General features: G+C 73.0%; 19 protein-coding genes. 16 read left to right on the top strand and 3 right to left on the bottom strand.

Annotation, left to right across the window (positions count from 1 at the left end):
- Window positions 1-63: 63 nt before the first annotated feature.
- On the top strand, window positions 64-1,419 hold the full coding sequence (locus ACFV57_RS16365; protein ID WP_385231611.1) for a replication-associated recombination protein A: 1,356 nt from the start codon (window positions 64-66) through the stop codon (window positions 1,417-1,419).
- A gap of 104 nt (window positions 1,420-1,523) precedes the next feature.
- Here the strand turns inward: ACFV57_RS16365 and ACFV57_RS16370 are convergent, their stop codons facing one another.
- Window positions 1,524-2,282: a DUF2470 domain-containing protein gene (locus tag ACFV57_RS16370; RefSeq protein ID WP_385232056.1), complete on the bottom strand. Its 759-nt coding sequence runs from the start codon at window positions 2,280-2,282 to the stop codon at window positions 1,524-1,526.
- 185 nt (window positions 2,283-2,467) lie between these two features.
- On the opposite strand from ACFV57_RS16370, the gene rpsD reads away from it, so the two are divergent.
- Window positions 2,468-3,079, top strand: coding sequence for a 30S ribosomal protein S4 (rpsD, locus tag ACFV57_RS16375; protein WP_030023487.1), 612 nt, complete (start codon window positions 2,468-2,470; stop codon window positions 3,077-3,079).
- A gap of 53 nt (window positions 3,080-3,132) precedes the next feature.
- On the opposite strand, the gene ACFV57_RS16380 is transcribed toward rpsD, so the two are convergent.
- Complete coding sequence (locus tag ACFV57_RS16380; protein WP_385231614.1) at window positions 3,133-5,340, bottom strand: ATP-binding protein; 2,208 nt, start codon at window positions 5,338-5,340, stop codon at window positions 3,133-3,135.
- A 182-nt stretch (window positions 5,341-5,522) separates the two neighbouring features.
- On the opposite strand from ACFV57_RS16380, the gene ACFV57_RS16385 reads away from it, so the two are divergent.
- The 14 genes from ACFV57_RS16385 (at window position 5,523) to nusB (ending at window position 19,640) form a co-directional block, all read left to right on the top strand.
- The gene (locus ACFV57_RS16385; RefSeq protein WP_385231617.1) at window positions 5,523-5,942 is read left to right on the top strand and encodes a DUF948 domain-containing protein; all 420 of its coding nucleotides are present in this window, start codon (window positions 5,523-5,525) and stop codon (window positions 5,940-5,942) included.
- Between the two features lie 8 nt (window positions 5,943-5,950).
- Window positions 5,951-6,304 carry a DUF6167 family protein gene (locus tag ACFV57_RS16390; protein ID WP_385231620.1) on the top strand — a complete coding sequence of 118 codons (354 nt, stop codon included), beginning with the start codon at window positions 5,951-5,953 and terminating at the stop codon, window positions 6,302-6,304.
- Window positions 6,304-8,973 (top strand): alanine--tRNA ligase, encoded by a 2,670-nt coding sequence (gene alaS, locus ACFV57_RS16395; protein WP_385231623.1) that lies wholly within the window; start codon window positions 6,304-6,306, stop codon window positions 8,971-8,973. Before ACFV57_RS16390 ends, alaS begins: the two co-directional genes overlap by 1 nt.
- A 13-nt stretch (window positions 8,974-8,986) precedes the next feature.
- Window positions 8,987-9,451, top strand: coding sequence for a Holliday junction resolvase RuvX (gene ruvX, locus ACFV57_RS16400; RefSeq protein WP_385232059.1), 465 nt, complete (start codon window positions 8,987-8,989; stop codon window positions 9,449-9,451).
- A 125-nt stretch (window positions 9,452-9,576) separates the two neighbouring features.
- A complete protein-coding gene (gene mltG / locus ACFV57_RS16405; protein WP_385231626.1) occupies window positions 9,577-11,424 on the top strand; it encodes an endolytic transglycosylase MltG in 1,848 nt (615 codons plus the stop codon).
- 117 nt (window positions 11,425-11,541) lie between these two features.
- Window positions 11,542-12,381, top strand: a complete 840-nt coding sequence (locus tag ACFV57_RS16410; RefSeq protein WP_385231629.1) for a shikimate dehydrogenase — start codon at window positions 11,542-11,544, stop codon at window positions 12,379-12,381.
- Between the two features lie 151 nt (window positions 12,382-12,532).
- Window positions 12,533-13,717, top strand: coding sequence for a chorismate synthase (gene aroC, locus ACFV57_RS16415; protein ID WP_385231632.1), 1,185 nt, complete (start codon window positions 12,533-12,535; stop codon window positions 13,715-13,717).
- On the top strand, window positions 13,714-14,295 hold the full coding sequence (locus ACFV57_RS16420; RefSeq protein WP_385231635.1) for a shikimate kinase: 582 nt from the start codon (window positions 13,714-13,716) through the stop codon (window positions 14,293-14,295). Before aroC ends, ACFV57_RS16420 begins: the two co-directional genes overlap by 4 nt.
- Window positions 14,292-15,383, top strand: a complete 1,092-nt coding sequence (gene aroB / locus ACFV57_RS16425) for a 3-dehydroquinate synthase (RefSeq protein ID WP_385231638.1) — start codon at window positions 14,292-14,294, stop codon at window positions 15,381-15,383. Before ACFV57_RS16420 ends, aroB begins: the two co-directional genes overlap by 4 nt.
- Complete coding sequence (aroQ, locus tag ACFV57_RS16430) at window positions 15,380-15,817, top strand: type II 3-dehydroquinate dehydratase (RefSeq protein WP_385231641.1); 438 nt, start codon at window positions 15,380-15,382, stop codon at window positions 15,815-15,817. Before aroB ends, aroQ begins: the two co-directional genes overlap by 4 nt.
- A 232-nt stretch (window positions 15,818-16,049) precedes the next feature.
- Window positions 16,050-16,889, top strand: a complete 840-nt coding sequence (locus ACFV57_RS16435; protein ID WP_385231643.1) for a Pro-rich N-terminal domain-containing protein — start codon at window positions 16,050-16,052, stop codon at window positions 16,887-16,889.
- Between the two features lie 574 nt (window positions 16,890-17,463).
- Window positions 17,464-18,570: an aminopeptidase P family protein gene (locus ACFV57_RS16440; protein ID WP_385231646.1), complete on the top strand. Its 1,107-nt coding sequence runs from the start codon at window positions 17,464-17,466 to the stop codon at window positions 18,568-18,570.
- Window positions 18,571-18,636: 66 nt separating this feature from the next.
- Window positions 18,637-19,203, top strand: a complete 567-nt coding sequence (gene efp / locus ACFV57_RS16445; protein WP_385231649.1) for an elongation factor P — start codon at window positions 18,637-18,639, stop codon at window positions 19,201-19,203.
- 2 nt (window positions 19,204-19,205) lie between these two features.
- Complete coding sequence (nusB, locus tag ACFV57_RS16450; RefSeq protein ID WP_385231652.1) at window positions 19,206-19,640, top strand: transcription antitermination factor NusB; 435 nt, start codon at window positions 19,206-19,208, stop codon at window positions 19,638-19,640.
- Window positions 19,641-19,920: 280 nt separating this feature from the next.
- Here the strand turns inward: nusB and bldD are convergent, their stop codons facing one another.
- Window positions 19,921-20,421, bottom strand: coding sequence for a transcriptional regulator BldD (bldD, locus tag ACFV57_RS16455; RefSeq protein ID WP_003982726.1), 501 nt, complete (start codon window positions 20,419-20,421; stop codon window positions 19,921-19,923).
- Window positions 20,422-20,528: the final 107 nt, after the last annotated feature.

Genomic DNA, 20,528 nt, shown 5'->3' on the forward strand with positions numbered 1-20,528 from the left:
GTCGCAAGCGGTTGCGACCGGCTCCCGGCGGCGTTGTCAGTGGGGTGGATTAGGCTCTGGACCGTGGAGCCCGACCTGTTCACCGCCGCTGCCGAAGACCGCCAGGAGAAAGACCCCACGGGGTCGCCCCTCGCCGTACGGATGCGTCCGCGCACCCTCGACGAGGTGGTCGGCCAGCAGCATCTGCTCAAGCCGGGCTCGCCGCTGCGCCGCCTCGTCGGCGAGGGCGACGGCGGACCCGCCGGACCGTCCTCCGTCTTCCTGTGGGGCCCGCCCGGCATCGGCAAGACCACCCTCGCGTACGTGGTCAGCCAGGCCACGAACAAGCGCTTCGTGGAGCTGTCGGCGATCACCGCGGGCGTCAAGGAGGTGCGCTCCGTCATCGACGGCGCGCGCCGTGCCTCCGGGGGCTACGGCAAGGAGACCGTCCTCTTCCTCGACGAGATCCACCGCTTCAGCAAGGCCCAGCAGGACTCCCTGCTGCCCGCCGTCGAGAACCGCTGGGTGACGCTGATCGCCGCGACGACCGAGAACCCGTACTTCTCGGTGATCTCCCCGCTGCTCTCCCGCTCCCTGCTGCTGACGCTCGAACCGCTCACCGACGACGACCTGCGCGGCCTGCTCAAGCGCGCGCTGACGGACGCGCGCGGCCTGGCGGGCGCGGTCGCGCTGCCCGAGGACACCGAGGCGCATCTGCTGCGCATCGCGGGCGGCGACGCGCGCCGCGCGCTCACCGCCCTGGAGGCCGGGGCCGGGTCCGCGATCTCCAAGGGGGACAAGGAGATCACCCTCCAGACGCTGGAGGAGTCCGTCAACCGCGCCGCGGTGAAGTACGACCGCGCCGGTGACCAGCACTACGACGTCGCCAGCGCCCTCATCAAGTCCATCCGGGGCTCCGACGTGGACGCGGCGCTGCACTACCTCGCGCGGATGATCGAGGCGGGGGAGGACCCGCGGTTCATCGCCCGCCGGCTGATGATCTCGGCGAGCGAGGACATCGGGCTGGCCGACCCGTCCGCCCTGCAGACCGCGGTGGCCGCGGCCCAGGCCGTCGCCCTGATCGGCTTCCCGGAGGCCCGGATCACGCTCAGCCAGGCCACGATCGCGCTGGCGCTGGCCCCCAAGTCCAACGCGGCCTACCTGGCGATCGACGCGGCCCTCGCGGACGTACGGGCCGGGCTGGCGGGCCCCGTGCCGCCGCATCTGCGCGACAGCCACTACAAGGGCGCCGAGAAGCTCGGGCACGGCAAGGGATACCAGTATCCGCACGACCTGCCGGGCGGCATCGCGGCGCAGCAGTACGCGCCGGACGAGGTGCACGGGAAGCGGTATTACGCGCCTACGCGGTACGGCTCCGAGGCGCGGTACGCGGAGGTCACGGAGCGCGTGCGGGGCCGCCTGCGCGGCGAGGAGCCGTAGTCAGGCCGGGCCGGTGCGGGCGCACCCTGGCCGACGGCCGTCCTCAGGCGCCGGACGGGCTGGATCTGCCGGGTGCCCGTCCGGCGGGTGAGTGGCTCTCGGCTTCATTCGGACGCGGCCGCGTCGAAGAGGGTGTGCATGGCGCGGCGGAGTTCGAAGACGTCGCGGACGGGTTCCGGGAAGTCGAAGCGGGCGTCGAAGGAGCGCCGCTCGGCGTCGGTGAAGCGGACCCGCAGGCCGAAGCGGTCCAGGGCGACCGGGACGGCCCGGTCGCGGAAGTCGCAGGCGCTCTGCGAGCGGTCCCCGAGCAGCGTGCACAGGCCGCGGACCTGGTCGCTGTGGGCGGAGTGGAGGTGCTGGAGCAGCTCCGCCTCGTGGTCCGCCAGCGGATCGGGCCGGGCCCGGGTGAACTCCTCCGGCTCGACGGCCTGCGCACCCCACAGGTCGTCCACGGCCGCCTCGCCGACCTCCATGCGCAGCATCATCCAGGCGGGCCGCCCGAACATGCCGGGCTGCGGGTCCGGCTGCAGGGCCTCGCCGATGCCGAGCAGCTCGCCGACCGGGTGCCGCTCGGCGAGCAGCATCGCCGAGCGGGCGCGCTCCTCGTTGCGTACGGGAGTCAGCCAGCCCGCCACCCAGGCCCGGCCGCGTACGCGATGGGGCACGGATACGGGTGCCACGTCGGTGATCTCCATCACGGCGGTGAGGTCGTCGTCCTGGGCGTGTGCGGCGGCCCTGGCGGCCGCGGAGTCCCCAGGAACCAGCAACAGCACGTCACCTGAGGCCGTGACCGTACGGCATACTGGGGAAGAGAGTCCGGCGTCGTCGGGGTCCTCGATTCCGGGGATGCTCAGCGAGGCCATACCATTGGACTCGACGAGGGTTCGTACGCGCTCGGCGGCTGCTGGCTGCTGGGCGTCTTCCACGGGACGCGGCTGACCCATCTCGGTGCTCTGACCAGCACCGGGCAGGGGGATCCCAGGTCGAAACATGCGTTCTCCTCGCGGTAAGGTAAGCCTAACCTAACTTACACGGAGGTCCGTTCCACGTGAACCAGTCGCGTCCCAAGGTCAAGAAGTCGCGCGCGCTCGGCATCGCGCTGACGCCGAAGGCCGTCAAGTACTTCGAGGCCCGTCCCTACCCGCCCGGCGAGCACGGCCGTGGCCGCAAGCAGAACAGTGACTACAAGGTCCGTCTGCTCGAAAAGCAGCGTCTGCGTGCGCAGTACGACATCAGCGAGCGCCAGATGGCGCGTGCCTACGACCGCGCTCGGAAGGTCGAAGGCAAGACCGGCGAAGCGCTGATCATCGAGCTTGAGCGCCGTCTGGACGCGCTCGTCCTGCGTTCGGGCATCGCCCGGACGATCTACCAGGCCCGTCAGATGGTCGTCCACGGCCACATCTCGGTGAACGACCGCAAGGTCGACAAGCCGTCCTTCCGCGTCCGTCCCGACGACGTCGTGATGGTCCGCGAGCGCAGCCGCGAGAAGCACCCCTTCCAGGTCGCGCGCGAGGGCGGTTACGCCCCCGACGGTGAGACCCCCCGCTACCTGCAGGTCAACCTGAAGGCCCTGGCGTTCCGCCTGGACCGTGACCCGCAGCGCAAGGAGATCCCGGTGATCTGCGACGAGCAGCTCGTCGTCGAGTACTACGCCCGCTGACCCAGGCGTAGTCACCGCACGGCTGCGCGCCCCGCGCGCAGCCGGCCGCGTGCTCAGCCCGCCGTCTCCCCGCCCTTCGTGGTGGGGGAGGCGGCGGGTTCGTCGTTGTCCGGGCGCCGCTGCGGTGCCGTGGCGCGCGGGCCCGGTACGGACCCGTCCGGCCGGGTGCTCCCGCCGCCGTCGAGGACCCGGGCGACCGCCGCGTCCAGGTCCAGCAGGGCGCCCGTCGCCACGCGGCGCTCGTACCGCTCCGCGCCCAGCGCCTCCCGCGCCTGCTCCTCGCACAGCCGGTGCGGCTGGTTGAAGAAGCGCGAGCCGAACAGCGGCAGCCCCACCGAGGGCCAGATCCGCCCGGCGGCCCCCTGGAGCAGCGCCGCCTCGTCCGCGTCCCCCTCGCCGAGCGTCACCAGCGCCAGCAGCTCGATGGCCAGCACCGCGCCCAGCAGGTCGTGGAAGACGTGGTCGATGGCCAGGCACTCCGCCAGCAGGGCCCGTGCCCGCGCCGCCTCGCCGCGGCTCCAGGCCGCATAGGCGAGCACGAACAGCGCGTACGCCAGGGTCCACCGCTCGCCGTGGTCGTCGCAGACCTGCCGTACGTCCTCGCACAGCCGTACCGCCTGCGCGAGATCGCCCTGGAAAGCCACCGCCATCGCCAGCTCGACCTGCCCCATCAGCACGTTGCTGTTGAGTTCGCCGATCTCCCGGTAACGGCCGAGCGCGTCGCGCAGCAGCAGCTCCGCGCGCGGCATGTCGTCGCCGACCAGTGCGAGGCAGCCGGTGCGGTGTACGGCGTACGCGGCCGCGGTGGCGTTGCCCGCGCGCTCCGCCTCCACGTCGCACTCCTGGAGCGCGCCCATCGCGCCGACCGTGTCGCCCTGGAGCACCGCCACGTACCCGGCCACCCACAGCGCTTTGAGCCGCGCGTCGTCGTGCTCGCCGTCCAGCTCCAGGGAACGGGCGAGCCAGTGCCGCCCCTCGGAGAGCCGGCCGCAGCCGACCCAGTAGAACCACAGGGTGCCCGCCAGGTACTGGCCCAGGTGCGCGTCGCCGGAACTGTCGAGGCTGTATTCCAGCGCGACCCGCAGATTGGGCAGTTCGCACTCGATACGGGCGGCGACCTCGGCCTGCCGTGGGCTGAACCAGTCCAGTTCGCACCAGGTGGCCAGGCCCACGTACCAGTCGCGGTGCCTCCGGCGCAGCCGCTCGATGTCGCCGGTCGCCTCCAGCCAGCCGGCTCCGTACTCCCGGACCGTGTCCAGCATCCGGTAGCGCAGGCCGGCCGGGGTCTCCTCCCGTACGACGACCGACTGGGCCACCAGCTCTTCCAGGACGTCGAGCAGCTCGTCCGCGGGCAGGCCGGGGCCCGAGCAGACGTACTCCGCCGCGTCCAGGTCGAACTGCCCGGCGAAGGCCGACAGCCGTGCCCACAGCAGCCGTTCGGCGGGCGTGCACAGCTCGTGGCTCCAGCCGATGGTCGTGCGCAGCGTCTGGTGGCGCGGCGGCGCCTCTCGGGTGCCCCCGGTCAGCAGCCGGAAGCGGTCGTCGAGCCGGTGCAGCACCTGCCCCGGCGACAGGGCGCGCAGCCGCCCGGCCGCCAGCTCCAGGGCGAGCGGGATGCCGTCCAGGCGGCGGCACAGCTCGGTGACGGTGGCCTCGTCGTCCGCGTCGGCGGTGAAGCCGGGGAGGACGGCCGCGGCGCGGTCGCGGAACAGGCGGGCCGCGTCCGGGCCGTTCATCGGCGGCAGCGGGAGGTTCTGCTCGCCGGCCAGGCCGAGGGGGCGCCGGCCCGCCGCCAGTACGCGGAGGCCGGGCGCGCGCCGCAGCAGGTCGGCGGTGAGCTCGGCGCAGTCGTCGACCAGGTGCTCGTAGCCGTCCAGGACGAGCAGCAGCTCGCGCCCGGCGAGGTGGCCGCGCAGCGCGGCGCGGGGCGGGCGGCCGGTGTGGTCGGCGAGGCCGAGCGCTTCGGCGACCGCGTGGTCCAGCAGGTGGCCGTGGCGCAGCGCGGCCAGCTCGACCAGCCACACCCCGTCGCAGAAGCGATCCTGCAAGATTGCGGCGGCCTGGGTGGCGAGCCGGGTCTTCCCGACGCCGCCGACCCCGGTGAGCGTGACCAGCCGGGCGGACTCCAGATGAACGGCCAGCGCGGCGAGTTCGGCGTCGCGGCCCACGAACCGGGTGAGCTCCGCGGGCAGGTTGCCGGGCACCCGCCGGCGTGCGGCGAAGGGGCGGGAAGCGGGTCCGGGGCGCATGGAGCGTCGCATGGAACACGGAGCGTACTCGCAGGTGTGCGGACCGTACAATCGCCCGGCGGCGGCCCGGCGGCGCACGGGCCGGGCGGTACGGGCGCACGGCCGCGGCGCGATAGGCTCGGGCTCTGCCGTTCGAGCAGGACGGGACCAGAACAAGTCAGTCGGAGAGTGGTGCCAACGTGTCCGGTGGAGAGGTGGCCGGGATCCTCGTGGCCGTCTTCTGGGCGATCCTCGTGTCCTTCCTCGCCCTCGTGCTGGTGAGGCTCGCGCAGACGCTCAAGGCGACGACCAAGATGGTCGCCGAGGTGTCCGAACAGGCCGTACCGCTCCTGGCCGACGCGTCCGCGACGGTCCGCTCCGCGCACACCCAGCTCGCCCGTGTCGACGCGATCGCCTCCGACGTCCAGGAGGTCACCGCCAACGCCTCCGCGCTCTCCTCGACCGTCTCCTCCGCGTTCGGCGGCCCCCTGGTCAAGGTCGCGGCGTTCGGCTACGGCGTGCGCCGCGCGATCGGCAAGAAGGGCGCACCGCCCGAGCCGAAGCGCACCGTCGTCGGCCGTACCCTGCCCGCCGCCCGCCGCGGCGGGCGCCGCAACCGTCGCTCCAAGGACTGATCGCCGCGATGTTCCGCCGCGCATTCTGGTTCACCACCGGCGCCGCCGCCGGGGTCTGGGCCACCACCAAGGTCAACCGCAAGCTGCGCAAGCTCCAGCCCGACAGCCTCGCGGCGCAGGCCGCCGACAAGGCCGTCGAGACCGGACACCGGCTGCGCCAGTTCGCGTTGGACGTACGCACGGGAATGGCGGACCGTGAAGGGCAGCTTCACGAAGCGCTGGGCCTGACCGACCGGGGCGAGGCGCGCGAACTGCCGCCGACGCGCTCCCGTGCCGCACTCGAAACGCCGCAGTACCAGATCACGCAGCACCGAACGAGAACACCCGGACCGACCGGACCGACCGGAAATGAGGACCACTGATGGAGTCGGCTGAAATCCGCCGCCGCTGGCTGCGCTTCTTCGAGGAGCGCGGGCACACCGTCGTGCCGTCGGCGTCGCTCATCGCGGACGACCCGACGCTGCTGCTGGTCCCTGCGGGCATGGTGCCCTTCAAGCCGTACTTCCTCGGCGAGGTCAAGCCGCCGTGGCCGCGCGCCACCAGCGTCCAGAAGTGCGTGCGCACGCCGGACATCGAAGAGGTCGGCAAGACCACCCGGCACGGCACGTTCTTCCAGATGTGCGGCAACTTCTCCTTCGGCGACTACTTCAAGGAAGGCGCCATCAAGCACGCCTGGGAGCTGCTGACCGGCTCCCTGGAGGACGGCGGCTACGGCCTGGACCCGGAGAAGCTCTGGGTCACGGTCTACCTGGACGACGACGAGGCCGAGCGCATCTGGCACGAGGTCGTCGGGGTGCCCAAGGAGCGCATCCAGCGCCTGGGCAAGAAGGAGAACTACTGGTCCATGGGCGTCCCGGGCCCGTGCGGCCCGTGCTCCGAGATCAACTACGACCGCGGCCCGGAGTTCGGCGTCGAGGGCGGCCCGGCCGTCAACGACGAGCGGTACGTGGAGATCTGGAACCTGGTCTTCATGCAGTACGAGCGCGGCGCCGGCACCTCGAAGGAGGACTTCGAGATCCTCGGCGACCTGCCGAGCCAGAACATCGACACCGGCCTCGGCCTGGAACGCCTGGCGATGATCCTCCAGGGCGTCCACAACATGTACGAGACCGACACGCTGCGCGTCGTCATCGACAAGGCCGGCGAGCTGACCGGCGTGCGCTACGGCGCCGCCGCCGACACCGACGTGTCGCTGCGCGTGGTCGCCGACCACATGCGCACCTCCACCATGCTCATCGGCGACGGCGTCACCCCCGGCAACGAGGGCCGCGGCTACGTGCTCCGCCGCATCATGCGCCGCGCCATCCGCAACATGCGCCTGCTCGGCGCCACCGGCCCGGTCGTCGCCGACCTGCTGGACGTCGTGATCAAGACGATGGGCCAGCAGTACCCGGAGCTGCTGGAGGACCGCAAGCGCATCGAGACGGTCGCCCTCGCCGAAGAGGCCGCCTTCCTCAAGACGCTCAAGGCCGGCACCAACATCCTGGACACCGCCGTCTCCGAGACGAAGGCCGGCGGCGGCACGGTGCTCCCCGGCGACAAGGCGTTCCTGCTCCACGACACCTGGGGCTTCCCCATCGACCTCACCCTCGAAATGGCCGCCGAACAGGGCCTTTCGGTGGACGAGAACGGCTTCCGCCGGCTGATGAAGGAGCAGCGGGAGCGCGCCAAGGCCGACGCCCAGGCCAAGAAGCACGGCCACGCCGACCTGTCCGCCTACCGCGAGGTGGCCGACCGCGCCGGCGCCACCGTCTTCACCGGCTACGCCCACACCGAGGGCGAGACCACCGTCGTGGGCCTGCTGGCCAACGGCGTGGCCGCCCCCGCCGCCCACGAGGGCGACGAGGTCGAGGTCGTCCTGGACCGCACCCCCTTCTACGCCGAGGGCGGCGGCCAGCTCGCCGACACCGGCCGCATCCGGCTGGAGTCGGGCGCCGTCGTCGAGGTCCGCGACGTGCAGCGCCCGGTGCCCGGCGTCACGGTGCACAAGGGCGTCGTCCAGGTCGGCGAGATCGTGGTCGGCTCGGCCGCGTACGCCACCATCGACGTCAAGCGCCGCCGGGCCATCGCCCGCGCCCACAGCGCCACCCACCTCACCCACCAGGCGCTGCGCGACGCGCTCGGCCCCACGGCCGCCCAGGCCGGTTCGGAGAACTCCCCGGGCCGCTTCCGCTTCGACTTCGGCTCGCCGGCCGCCGTGCCGGGCACCGTCCTGACCGACGTCGAGCAGCGGATCAACGAGGTGCTCTCCCGCGAGCTGGACGTCCAGGCCGAGGTCATGAGCATGGAGGACGCCAAGAAGCAGGGCGCCATCGCCGAGTTCGGCGAGAAGTACGGCGACCGGGTACGCGTGGTGACCATCGGCGACTTCTCCAAGGAGCTGTGCGGCGGCACCCACGTCGCCAACACCGCCCAGCTGGGCCTGGTCAAGCTGCTCGGCGAGTCCTCCATCGGCTCCGGCGTGCGCCGCGTGGAGGCCCTGGTCGGCGCGGACGCGTACCACTTCCTGGCCCGCGAGCACACCGTCGTCTCGCAGCTGACCGAGCTGGTCAAGGGCCGTCCCGAGGAGCTGCCCGAGAAGGTCTCCGGGATGCTGGCCAAGCTCCGCGAGGCCGAGAAGGAGATCGAGCGCTACCGCGCGGAGAAGGTCCTGCAGGCCGCCGCCGGGCTGGCCCGGGACGCCAAGGACGTACGGGGCGTGGCGCTGGTCGCCGCCCAGGTCGCCGACGGCACCTCCGCCGACGACCTGCGCAAGCTGGTCCTGGACGTGCGCGGCCGTGTGCCGGGCGACCGTCCGGCCGTGGTGGCCCTGTTCACCGTGGCCAACGGGCGTCCGCTGACCGTCATCGCCACCAACGAGGCCGCCCGCGAGCGCGGCATCAAGGCCGGTGACCTGGTCCGTACGGCCGCCAAGACGCTCGGCGGCGGTGGCGGCGGCAAGCCGGACGTCGCCCAGGGCGGCGGCCAGAACGCCGCCGCGGTGCCCGAGGCCGTCGAGGCCGTCGAGCGCCTCGTGTCCGAGGCGGCCTGAGCGCGTGGGTGAGATGCGGCGTGGCAGGCGCCTCGCCATCGATGTGGGGGACGCCCGGATCGGGGTCGCCTCGTGCGACCCCGACGGGGTCCTCGCGACGCCGGTGGAGACGGTGCCGGGGCGGGACGTCCCGGCGGCCCACCGGCGCCTGCGGGGGATCGTCGAGGAGTACGAACCCATCGAGGTCGTCGTCGGCCTGCCCCGCTCCCTGAACGGGGGAGAGGGGCCGGCTGCGGCCAAGGTGCGGGCGTTCGCGCAGGAGATGGCGCGGGGGATCGCCCCGGTGGCGGTACGCCTCGTCGATGAGCGCATGACAACCGTCACAGCCACGCAGGGACTGCGGGCCTCGGGGGTCCGGAGCAAGAAGGGCCGCTCCGTGGTGGACCAGGCCGCTGCCGTGGTGATTCTCCAGAGTGCGCTGGAGACCGAACGGGTGTCCGGTCACCCACCCGGCGAGAGCGTCGAAGTGGTCATCTGATCGCGGTACGGTAACGTTCCGCGCGACGTTGCGGCGGATCGAACAACCGCACGTGCAGAAAGAGGCGGTCGGTACCGCAGGCGCTGCCACTCAGGAGCGCACCGCCTCGCGGCTCTAGGGGATCGATGACTGAGTATGGCCGGGGCTACGGCTCCGAACCGTGGCACCCGGACGACCCTCTCTACGGAGACCAGGGTCGTTACCGGGGGCAGCCGCAACAACCTCAGCAAGGTCCCTACGGGGGGCAGTACGGCGGCCAGCACCAGCAGGCCGCTTACGGAGGGCAGCAGCACGGAAACCAGCAGCCGCCGTACGGGCAGCAGCCGCACGGGCAGCAGTGGGATGAGCTGAACGGTCCCTACCCTCCCGCCCAGCAGCAGCAGTACGGCAGCGGATGGGACGCCTCCCAGGGCGGCGCCCCGTATGACCCGTATGGGCAGCAGCACCCGCCCGTCGACCCGTACAGCGGCCAGACCCCCGACTACTACGGGACCCAGGACGCCTACCCGCCGCCGCAGCCGCAGCACCTGCGCCAGCAGCAGGCCGGGCAGGACGGCCCCCAGGGACAGCACGACCCGCACGGCCACCAGGGACAGCACGGACACCAGGGGCCGCACGACCCGCACGAGCAGCAGGGGCAGGGCGACCACCAGGGCGACCAGATCGCCCAGACCGCCCAGTTCGAGGCGGTGCGGCCGGAGCACCTGAGCCAGCCGCCGCACCCCTCCCCGCCGGGCGACGACTTCCGGGCCGAACCCGGGCCCGGGCAGGACGAGCAGGTCCGCGACCCGGCGCACTCCTTCTTCAAGGACGGCGGGGACGGCGACGACGACTACGACGACGCCGTCCCCCGCGAGGAACGCCGCTCCGGCCGCGAGCGCCGCGGCCGCAAGGGCAAGCAGCGCAGCCGCATGGCCTGCCTGATCGTCGCCGGTGTCTTCGTCGTCGGCGGCGGCGGTGTCGCCTACTTCGGCTACGACTTCTGGAAGAGCCACTTCGGCCCGGCCCCCGACTTCGAGGGCGAGGGCACGGGGGAGGTCCAGGTCCAGATCCCGCCGGGCAGCACCATCCTGAAGATGGGCCTGATCCTCAAGCGCGAGGGCGTGGTCAAGAGCGCCGACGCGTTCACCGAGGCGGCGGGCGAGGGCGACAAGGGCAAGCGGTTGCAGGACGGCGCCTACTCGCTGCGCAAGCAGATGTCGGCGGAGTCCGCGATCACGCTCATGCTGGACCCCAAGAGCCGCAACGGCCTCACCGTCCGCGAGGGCCTGCGCAACGCCGCCGTCTACGACCTCATCGACAAGAAGCTGCACCTCAAGCCCGGTACGACCAAGGACGTCGCGGCCTCCGAGGCCAAGAACCTGGGGCTGCCCTCCTGGGCGAACAGCAACCCGAAGATCAAGGACCCGCTGGAAGGGTTCCTCTACCCCTCCACGTACAGCGTCAGCGGCAAGGCGAAGCCCGCGGAGGTCCTCAAGGAGATGGTGACGCGGGCCAACCGGGAGTACGCCAAGTACGACCTGGTGGAGAACGCGGCGAAGCTGGACCTCAAGTCGCCGCTGGACCTCGTCACGGTCGCCAGCCTCACCCAGGCCGAGGGCATCACCCACGACGACTTCCGCAAGATGGCCGCGGTCGTCTACAACCGGCTCGCGCCGAGCAACACGATCACGAACCAGAAGCTCGAATTCGACTCGACATACAACTACCTGAAGAACCAGAGCAAGATCGACATCGGTACGCGCGAGATCCGCAACTACGACGACCCGTACAACACCTACTTCTACAAGGGCCTGCCGCCCGGCCCGATCGGCAACCCGGGCGCGGACGCGCTGAAGGCGTCGATCGACCCGGACGACAGCGCCAAGTGGCTGTTCTTCATCTCGATCGACAGCAAGAAGACCGACTTCACGACCAACCTCAAGGACCACGAGAAGCTGGTCCAGGAGTTCAACAAGCGCAAGCGCCCGTAGGGGCGCAGCCGGCGCCCGCCCCGGCCCCCGCCCGACGGCGGCGGCCCCGGGCCGGGGGTGCCCCGGCCGCCGCGCGCGGTTCGTCTATCGTGTCGCGGGTCCGAGCTGAGGAGCACCATGTCCAGTGAAGTCCAGGGCCGACACCGTGCGGCGGTCCTCGGGTCACCCATCGCCCATTCCCTCTCCCCGGTCCTGCACCGGGCCGCCTACGCCGAACTGGGCCTGAGCGGCTGGGAGTACGGCCGCCACGAGATCGACGAGGCCGCGCTGCCCGGCTTCATGGCCCGGCTGGACGGCAGCTGGGCGGGGCTCTCCCTGACCATGCCGCTCAAGCGGGCGGTGATCCCGCTGCTGGACGGGATCAGCGACACCGCGGCCTCCGTCGAGGCCGTCAACACCGTCGTCCTCACCGAGGACGGCCGCCGCACGGGCGACAACACCGATATCCCGGGCATGCTGGCCGCCCTGCGCGAACGCGGCGCGGACCAGGTCGAACGGGCCGCGATCCTGGGCGCCGGCGCCACCGCCTCCTCCGCGCTCGCCGCCCTGTCCCGCATCTGCGCGGGCGAGGTGACCGCCTACGTGCGCAGCGAGGCGCGGGCCGCGGAGATGCGCGGCTGGGGCGAACGGCTGGGCGTGGACGTGCGTACGGCCGACTGGTCGCAGGCCGCCGCGGCCTTCGAGGCGCCGCTCGTCATCGCCACCACCCCGGCCGGGACCACCGACGCGCTGGCCGCCGCCGTGCCCGAGCGCCCCGGCACCCTCTTCGACGTCCTGTACGAGCCGTGGCCGACCACCCTGGCCACCGCGTGGGGCGCCCGCGGCGGCGCCGTCGTGGGCGGCCTGGACCTGCTCGTCCACCAGGCCGTACTACAGGTGGAGCAGATGACGGGGAAGTCGCCGGCGCCGCTGGAGGCGATGCGCGCGGCGGGGGAGGCGGCCCTCGCGGGGCGGTGAACCGGCCCTGTCACCGCCGCTCCGACACCGCGCGGCCGGCCCTCCGCCACCGCGGCCGGTCCGTTTTCCGGACGGGAAGCGGGCCGCCGGGGCAGACGTGGGAGGATCAGGGGAAGACTGTTCGCGCAGTAGCAGGACATGAGGAGCATCGTTGAGCAGGTTGCGCTGGCTGACGGCGGGGGAGTCGCACGGCCCCGCACTCGTGGCGACGCTGGAGGGCCTCCCGGCCGGCGTCCCGATCACCACGGACATGGTGGCGGACGCCCTGGCCCGTCGCCGGCTCGGCTATGGCCGCGGTGCCCGCATGAAGTTCGAGCGCGACGAGGTCACCTTCCTCGGCGGCGTCCGGCACGGGCTCACCCTCGGCTCGCCCGTGGCGATCATGGTCGGCAACACCGAGTGGCCCAAGTGGGAGAAGGTCATGGCGGCCGACCCGGTCGACGAGGCGGAGCTGGCCGAACTGGCCCGCAACGCCCCGCTGACCCGCCCCCGCCCCGGCCACGCGGACCTGGCCGGCATGCAGAAGTACGGTTTCGACGAGGCCCGGCCCATCCTGGAGCGCGCCTCCGCCCGCGAGACCGCGGCCCGTGTCGCGCTCGGCACGGTCGCCCGCTCCTTCCTCAAGGAGACGGCCGGCATCGAGATCGTCTCGCACGTGGTCGAGCTGGCCGCGGCGAAGGCCCCGTACGGCGTGCTCCCCAAGCCCTCCGACGTGGAGAAGCTGGACGCGGACCCGGTCCGCTGCCTGGACTCCGCGGCGAGCGAGGCGATGGTCGCCGAGATCGACCAGGCCCACAAGGACGGTGACACCCTCGGCGGTGTCGTCGAGGTGCTCGCGTACGGCGTGCCCGTCGGCCTCGGCTCGCACGTCCACTGGGACCGGCGGCTCGACGCCCGGCTGGCCGGGGCCCTCATGGGCATCCAGGCCATCAAGGGCGTCGAGGTCGGCGACGGCTTCGACCTGGCCCGGGTGCCCGGCTCCAAGGCGCACGACGAGATCGTTTCCACCGACGACGGCATCCGCCGCACGACCGGCCGCTCGGGCGGCACCGAGGGCGGCCTGTCCACCGGCGAGCTGCTGCGCGTACGGGCCGCGATGAAGCCCATCGCGACCGTCCCGCGCGCGCTGGCCACCGTCGACGTCGCCACCGGCGAGGCCACGCAGGCCCACCACCAGCGCTCCGACGTGTGCGCGGTCCCCGCGGCCGGCATCGTCGCCGAAGCGATGGTGGCGCTCGTGCTGGCCGACGCGGTGGCGGAGAAGTTCGGCGGCGACAGCGTGCCGGAGACCCGCCGCAACGTGCGGTCCTTCCTCGACGGCCTGGCGATCAGGTGACGCCGCCGCTCGTGGTGCTGGTGGGCCCCCCGGGCGCGGGGAAGTCCACCGTGGGGGCCCTGCTGGCCGCCCGGCTCGGCGCCGGGTACCGCGACACCGACGCCGACATCGAGGCGGGCGCGGGCAAGCCCATCCCGGAGATCTTCATCGACCACGGCGAGCCGCACTTCCGCGAGCTGGAGCGCCGCGCCGTGCGCGCCGCGGTCGAGGGCCACCCCGGGGTGCTCTCGCTCGGCGGCGGCGCGATCATGGACGAGGGCACCCGTGCCCTGCTGTCCGGGCTGCCGGTCGTCTTCCTGGACGTCCAACTGGCCGACGCCGTACGGCGGGTGGGGCTGGACGCGCCGCGCCCGCTGCTCGCCGTCAATCCGCGCCAGCGGTGGCGCGAGCTGATGGAGGCGCGCCGCCCGCTGTACACGGAGGTCGCGCGCGCCGTGGTCGCCACGGACAGCCGGACGCCCGAAGAGGTCGCCGAAGCCGTACTGGACGCATTGCAGCTACACGAATCCCCGGAGCCCGGGGTGCCGGCGGCGGACGCCGCGGCCCCCGGCACACCCGGGAGGAAGGAACACCCGTGACGGAGCAGGCCACCCGCATCCAGGTCGGCGGCACCGCGGGCACCGACCCCTACGAGGTCCTGGTCGGCCGGCAGCTGCTGGGCGAACTGGCGGGCCTGATCGGCAAGAAGGCCCAGCGCGTCGCCGTACTGCACCCGGAGGCGCTGGCCGCCACCGGCGAGGCGCTGCGCGAGGACCTCGCGGGCCAGGGGTACGAGGCCATCGCCATCCAGCTGCCCAACGCCGAGGAGGCCAAGACCGCCGAGGTCGCCGCGTACTGCTGGAAGGCGCTCGGCCAGACCGGCTTCACCCGCACCGACGTCATCGTGGGCGTCGGCGGCGGCGCCACCACCGACGTCGCGGGCTTCGTCGCCGCGACGTGGCTGCGCGGCGTGCGCTGGGTCGCCGTACCGACCACCGTGCTCGGCATGGTGGACGCGGCGGTCGGCGGCAAGACCGGCATCAACACCGCCGAGGGCAAGAACCTGGTCGGCGCCTTCCACCCGCCGGCCGGTGTGCTGTGCGACCTGGCCGCGCTGGACTCCCTGCCGGTCCACGACTACGTCTCCGGCCTCGCCGAGGTCATCAAGGCGGGCTTCATCGCCGACCCGGCGATCCTGGAGCTGATCGAGGCCGACCCCGAGGGCGCCAAGCGCCCCGACGGGCCGCACACCGCCGAGCTGATCGAGCGCGCCATCCGGGTCAAGGCCGAGGTCGTCTCCGCGGACCTCAAGGAGTCCGGACTGCGCGAGATCCTCAACTACGGGCACACCCTGGCCCACGCCATCGAGAAGAACGAGCGCTACAACTGGCGGCACGGCGCGGCCGTCTCCGTCGGCATGGTCTTCGCCGCCGAGCTGGGCCGGATCGCCGGCCGGCTGGACGACGCGACCGCCGACCGGCACCGCGCCGTCCTGGAGTCGGTGGGCCTGCCGCTGACCTACCGCGGTGACCAGTGGCCCAAGCTGCTGGAGACGATGAAGGTCGACAAGAAGTCGCGCGGCGACCGGCTGCGCTTCATCGTCCTGGACGGCCTGGCCAAGCCCACCGTCCTGGAGGGCCCCGACCCGGCGATGCTGCTCGCCGCGCACGCGGAGATCGCCGCGTGAGGCGCGTCCTGGTCCTCAACGGGCCCAACCTCGGCCGCCTGGGCTCCCGCGAGCCCGACGTGTACGGCTCCACGTCGTACGCCGGTCTGGTGGAGCGGTGCGCCGCGCTCGGCAAGGAGCTGGGCTTCGAGGCCGACGTCCGGGAGACCAACGACGAGGGCGAGATGATCCGCTGGCTGCACGAGGCGGCGGACCATTCGATTCCGGTCGTGGTCAACCCCGGCGCGTTCACGCACTACTCGTACGCGATGCGGGACGCCGCCGCCCAGCGCACCGCGCCGCTCGTCGAGGTGCACATCTCCAACCCGTACGCCCGCGAGGAGTTCCGCCACACCTCGGTGATCGCGGCGGTGGCCAGCGGCACCGTCGCGGGCTTCGGCATCGGCTCCTACGAGCTCGCGCTGCGCGCGCTGGCCGCCGAACTCACCGGCTGAGCACGCCCCTCGGGCCCGCCCCGGCCGTCGCCCGCACGGCGACGGCCGGGGGAGGACTGCGGCCGCCTTCTGCGGGTACCGTTCGCCGGACAACCACATCGGCCCACCCGGGCCGGACGCCCGGCGCGCCGGACACGCGAGCACGGTACGGACGACAGCCCCGCCCGTATCGCGTACCGCGCACGCCACGGGCGGCCACGAGATTCGACCGCACGAGACGGAGAGCCACCGGATGCAGCACGCAGTGGGGGCTCCGCTGCCACCGCCTCACGGACCGGTGCCGGGCCCGGGGGCCGCGATGAGCCCGCACCCCGGCCACCCCATACCGCCGCACCGGCCGCCCGCCGCGCCGCCCGCGCCCGGCTGGCCCACGGCCCCGCCGCCCCTCGCCCCGCAGCACGGCGCGCCGACCGCGCCGCCCGCTGCCGAGGCCACCGGGCACATCCAGCTCCCGCCCGGCGCGCCCGTGGCGCTGCCCAGCCCGCCCGCCGGCGCCTCCGCGCAGGACGCCGCGCACACCGCCGTCGCGGTGCTGCTCATCGGCCCGGCCGGAGCCGGCAAGACCAGCGTCGCCCGGCACTGGGCCGACACCCGCCGGGTGCCCACCGCGCACATCAGCCTCGACGACGTACGCGAATGGGTGCGGTCCGGGTTCGCGGACCCGCAGACGGGGTGGAACGAGCACTCCGAGGCGCAGTACCGCCTCGCCCGCCGCACCTGCGGCTTCGCGGCCCGCAACTTCCTCGCCAACGGCATCTCCTGCATCCTCGACGACGCCGTCTTCCCGGACCGCCCGGTGATCGGCCTCGGCGGCTGGAAGCGCCATGTGGGCCCCGGGCTGCTGCCGATCGTGCTGCTGCCCGGCCTGGAGATCGTCCTGGAGCGCAACGCCCGCCGTACGGGCAACCGGCGCCTCTCCGACGAGGAGGTCGCCCGCATCCACGGCCGCATGGCGGGCTGGTACGGCTCCGGCCTGCCCATCATCGACAACTCCGCGCAGGACGTGCCCACCACGGCCCGCCTCCTGGACGACGTGGTGGCGCGCAGCATCGCGAGCCCGCCGAGCTGGTAGGGGCGGGGGCCGGCCTCCGGGGCTTGGCCGGGCGTTCGGTCGGGGGCCGGGTCGCCGTCCGGCTTGGTCCGTGGCGTCCGGTCTCCGGCGTCCGGTCCGCGGTCCGGGCCGCCGCGCCGGTCCGGGAGCTGGTCCGGTCGCTCCGTCCGGCGTCCGGGCCGCCGTTCGGTCCGCCGTGCGTTCCGGCGCCCGAAAGGCTCCGGTTCCCGGGGTTCCCGTCGCCCGCTCCGGGTATCCCCCCGCCGGGGGGACGATCACGTTCGATTCGCCCCGTAGGGCAGCCTCCCGGCCCGCCCCCCGGCCCTGCCTCCCGCCCGGCCCTGCCTCCCGCCCGGCCCTGCCTCCCGCCCGGCCCTCCGCCTGCCCTTCCGCTCCGCCCCCGTCCGGCCTCCCCCCCAGCCTCCCGCCCCGCCCCCCCCCGCCCGCTTCCGGCCCGCCTCCCGCCCGCCCGGCCAAGAGCCCGTACGGCCCCGGTCGGAAGCCCTACGCAGCCCCCCGGCCAGGAGCGACCCGCGGTCCCCCGGCCGGACCCGCCCGACCGGCCGGGCCGGACCGGTGCCCGTACGCTCGGTGCATGTCCGAGCTGTACTCGGCCCGGCGTACGCGGCTGCGCGACCGCTGCGTCGCCGCCGGAAGCGCCGCTGCGCTCATCTCGCGTCCCGCCAACGTCCGCTACCTCACCGGCTGCGCACCGCCCGGCGCGGCCCTGCTGCTCGGCCCGGCCGACGACCTCCTGCTGACCGGGGGGCCGCTCAGCGGTGACCCTTCGGAGGGCCGGCCCGCCGAGGAGCTGCGGGTGTCCGAGCTGCCCGACCGGGGCGGCGACCCGGTCGTGGCGGCCGCGGACCGGGCCGCGCGGGCCGGGGCGGGCTCGCTCGCCGTCGAGGAGCACCACCTCACGGTCGCCCGGCACCGCGCGCTGAGCCAGGTCGCCCCGCGGCTGCTGCTCGCCGATCTCGCCCGCGCCGTCGAGGCGCAGCGGGTCGTCAAGGACGACGAGGAGATCGCCTGTCTGCGGATCGCCGCGGAGATCACCGACCAGGCCCTCGGCGAGCTGCTGGAATCGATTCTGGTGGGCCGTACGGAACGGCATCTCGCCCTGGAACTGGAGCGCCGCCTCGTGGACCACGGCGCGGACGGCCCCGCCTTCCCCACCTCGGTCGCCTCGGGGCCGCATTCGGGACGGCCCGGACATTTGCCCACCGACCGGCGGGTCGAGGAAGGCGACTTCCTGACCGTCAACCTGGGCGCGAACTACCGGGGTTACCGTTGCGAGATCGGCCGTACGTTCGTCATCGGCACCACGCCGGCGGACTGGCAGATCGAGCTGTACGACCTCGTTTTCGCAGCCCAGCGGGCCGGACGGGAGGCGCTGGCACCGGGCGTGGAGTGCCGCGAGGTGGACCGGGCGGCGCGTCAGGTCCTGGTCGGCGCGGGCCACGGCGAGCGCCTGGGACCGGGGACCGGACACGGTGTGGGACTCGAAATCGTCGAGGACCCTCGGCTGTCACCTGCGGCCATGGGTAAACTGGACGCTTGCGTGCCGGTCACCGTCGATCCGGGGGTTCACATCCCGGGCCGCGGCGGCGTCCGGATCGACGACACACTCGTCGTCCGCCCCGAGGCGGACGGCGGGCCCGAGCTACTCACGATCACGACCAAGGAGCTGCTCGCGCTCTGAGCCGGACCGGTTCGTCGCGCGGGGGCCCGGGGTCCCACCACCCGCAGTCCAGGAGATTCCGCAACCGTGGCTTCCACGAACGACCTCAAGAACGGCCTGGTGCTCAAGCTCGAAGGCGGCCAGCTCTGGTCCGTCGTCGAGTTCCAGCACGTCAAGCCCGGCAAGGGCCCGGCCTTCGTCCGCACCAAGCTCAAGAACGTGCTGTCCGGCAAGGTGGTGGACAAGACCTTCAACGCCGGTGTGAAGGTCGAGACGGCCAACGTCGACAAGCGGGGCATGCAGTTCTCGTACATGGACGGCGAGTACTTCGTCTTCATGGACATGGACACCTACGACCAGCTGCACATCGACCGCAAGACCGTCGGTGACGCCGCCAACTACCTCCTCGAAGGCTTCGAGGCCGTCGTGGCCCAGCACGACGGCTCGGTGCTCTACGTCGAGCTGCCGGCCGCCGTCGAGCTGGTCATCAAGGAGACCGAGCCGGGCGTCCAGGGTGACCGCTCCACCGGCGGCACCAAGCCCGCCACGCTGGAGACCGGCTACCAGATCCAGGTGCCGCTCTTCATCACGACCGGCGAGAAGATCAAGGTCGACACCCGCTCCGGCGAGTACCTCGGCCGGGTGAACAGCTAACCGTGGCCGCCCGCAACAAGGCCCGTAAGCGCGCCTTCCAGATCCTCTTCGAGGCCGACCAGCGCGGTGCCGACGTGCAGTCCGTGCTCGCGGACTGGATGCGGCACGCCCGGACCGACCCGCGGCAGCCGCCGGTCAACGAGTACACCCTGCAACTGGTCGAGGGGTACGCGGAGCGCGTCGAGCGCATCGACGAGCTGCTCGCCTCCTACTCGGTCGGCTGGACGCTGGACCGGATGCCGACGGTGGACCGCAACGTCCTGCGGCTCGGCGCGTACGAGCTGATCTGGGTGGACGAGACGCCGGACGCCGTCGCCATCGACGAGGCGGTACAGCTGGCCAAGGAGTTCTCCACGGACGACTCCCCGGCCTTCGTCAACGGCCTGCTGGCCCGTCTGAAGGAACTGAAGCCCGGCCTGCGGCGCGAGGCGCAGTAAGGCGGCGGTGGATCCCGTGAAAGGGCCCGGAGCGTGCGACGCTCCGGGCCCTTCGCATGGGCGGGTGCGGGCCGCGGGGGAGCGGTGGGGCGCCGCGTGCGGGCCCGGAGCCCGCGAGCGTACGCGTACGGAGGGCGGGTGCGTACGCGTACGGCGGCAGCGCGCGCGTGCGGAGAGCGGGTGCGTACGCGTACGGAAACGGCGGCGCACGCGCACAGAAAACCGCCGCCCCGGAGAGGTCCGGAGCGGCGGTACGTTTCTGCAGGTGGCGGCGGTGCGGTCAGATGTCCTCGTGCTGCACCGCGCGGCGGGCGTCGGCGTCCAGCACGCCCCAGCTGATCAGCTGCTCCGTCAGCACGGAGGGCGACTGGTCGTAGATCACCGCGAGGGTGCGCAGGTCGTCCTGGCGGATCGAGAGGACCTTGCCGTTGTAGTCGCCGCGCTGGCTCTGGATCGTGGCGGCGTAGCGCTGCAGCGGGCCGGCCTTCTCGGCGGGGACGTGGGCCAGCCGCTCCAGGTCCAGGACCAGCTTCGGCGGCGGCTCGGCGGCACCGCCCGGGGTCGTGCCCGGCAGGAGTTCCTGCACCGGCACGCCGTAGAAGTCGGCCAGCTCGGCCAGGCGCTGCACGGTCACGGCACGGTCGCCGCGCTCGTACGAGCCCACCACGACGGCCTTCCAGCGGCCCTGGGACTTCTCCTCGACACCGTGGAGAGAGAGGCCCTGCTGGGTGCGGATGGCGCGGAGCTTGGCCCCGAGCTGTTTGGCGTATTCGCTGGACATAAAGCTCCCCGGACACTGTGTAGACGTGCGGCGCGGGCCGCGCGGCTGGTAACTCACTGTGAGGTTACGCAGCGTAATTTGGCTTCGTCAAGCCGAATGAGTCACAC

Source organism: Streptomyces sp. NPDC059788, from assembly GCF_042732265.1.
Classification (GTDB): Bacteria; Actinomycetota; Actinomycetes; order Streptomycetales; family Streptomycetaceae; genus Streptomyces.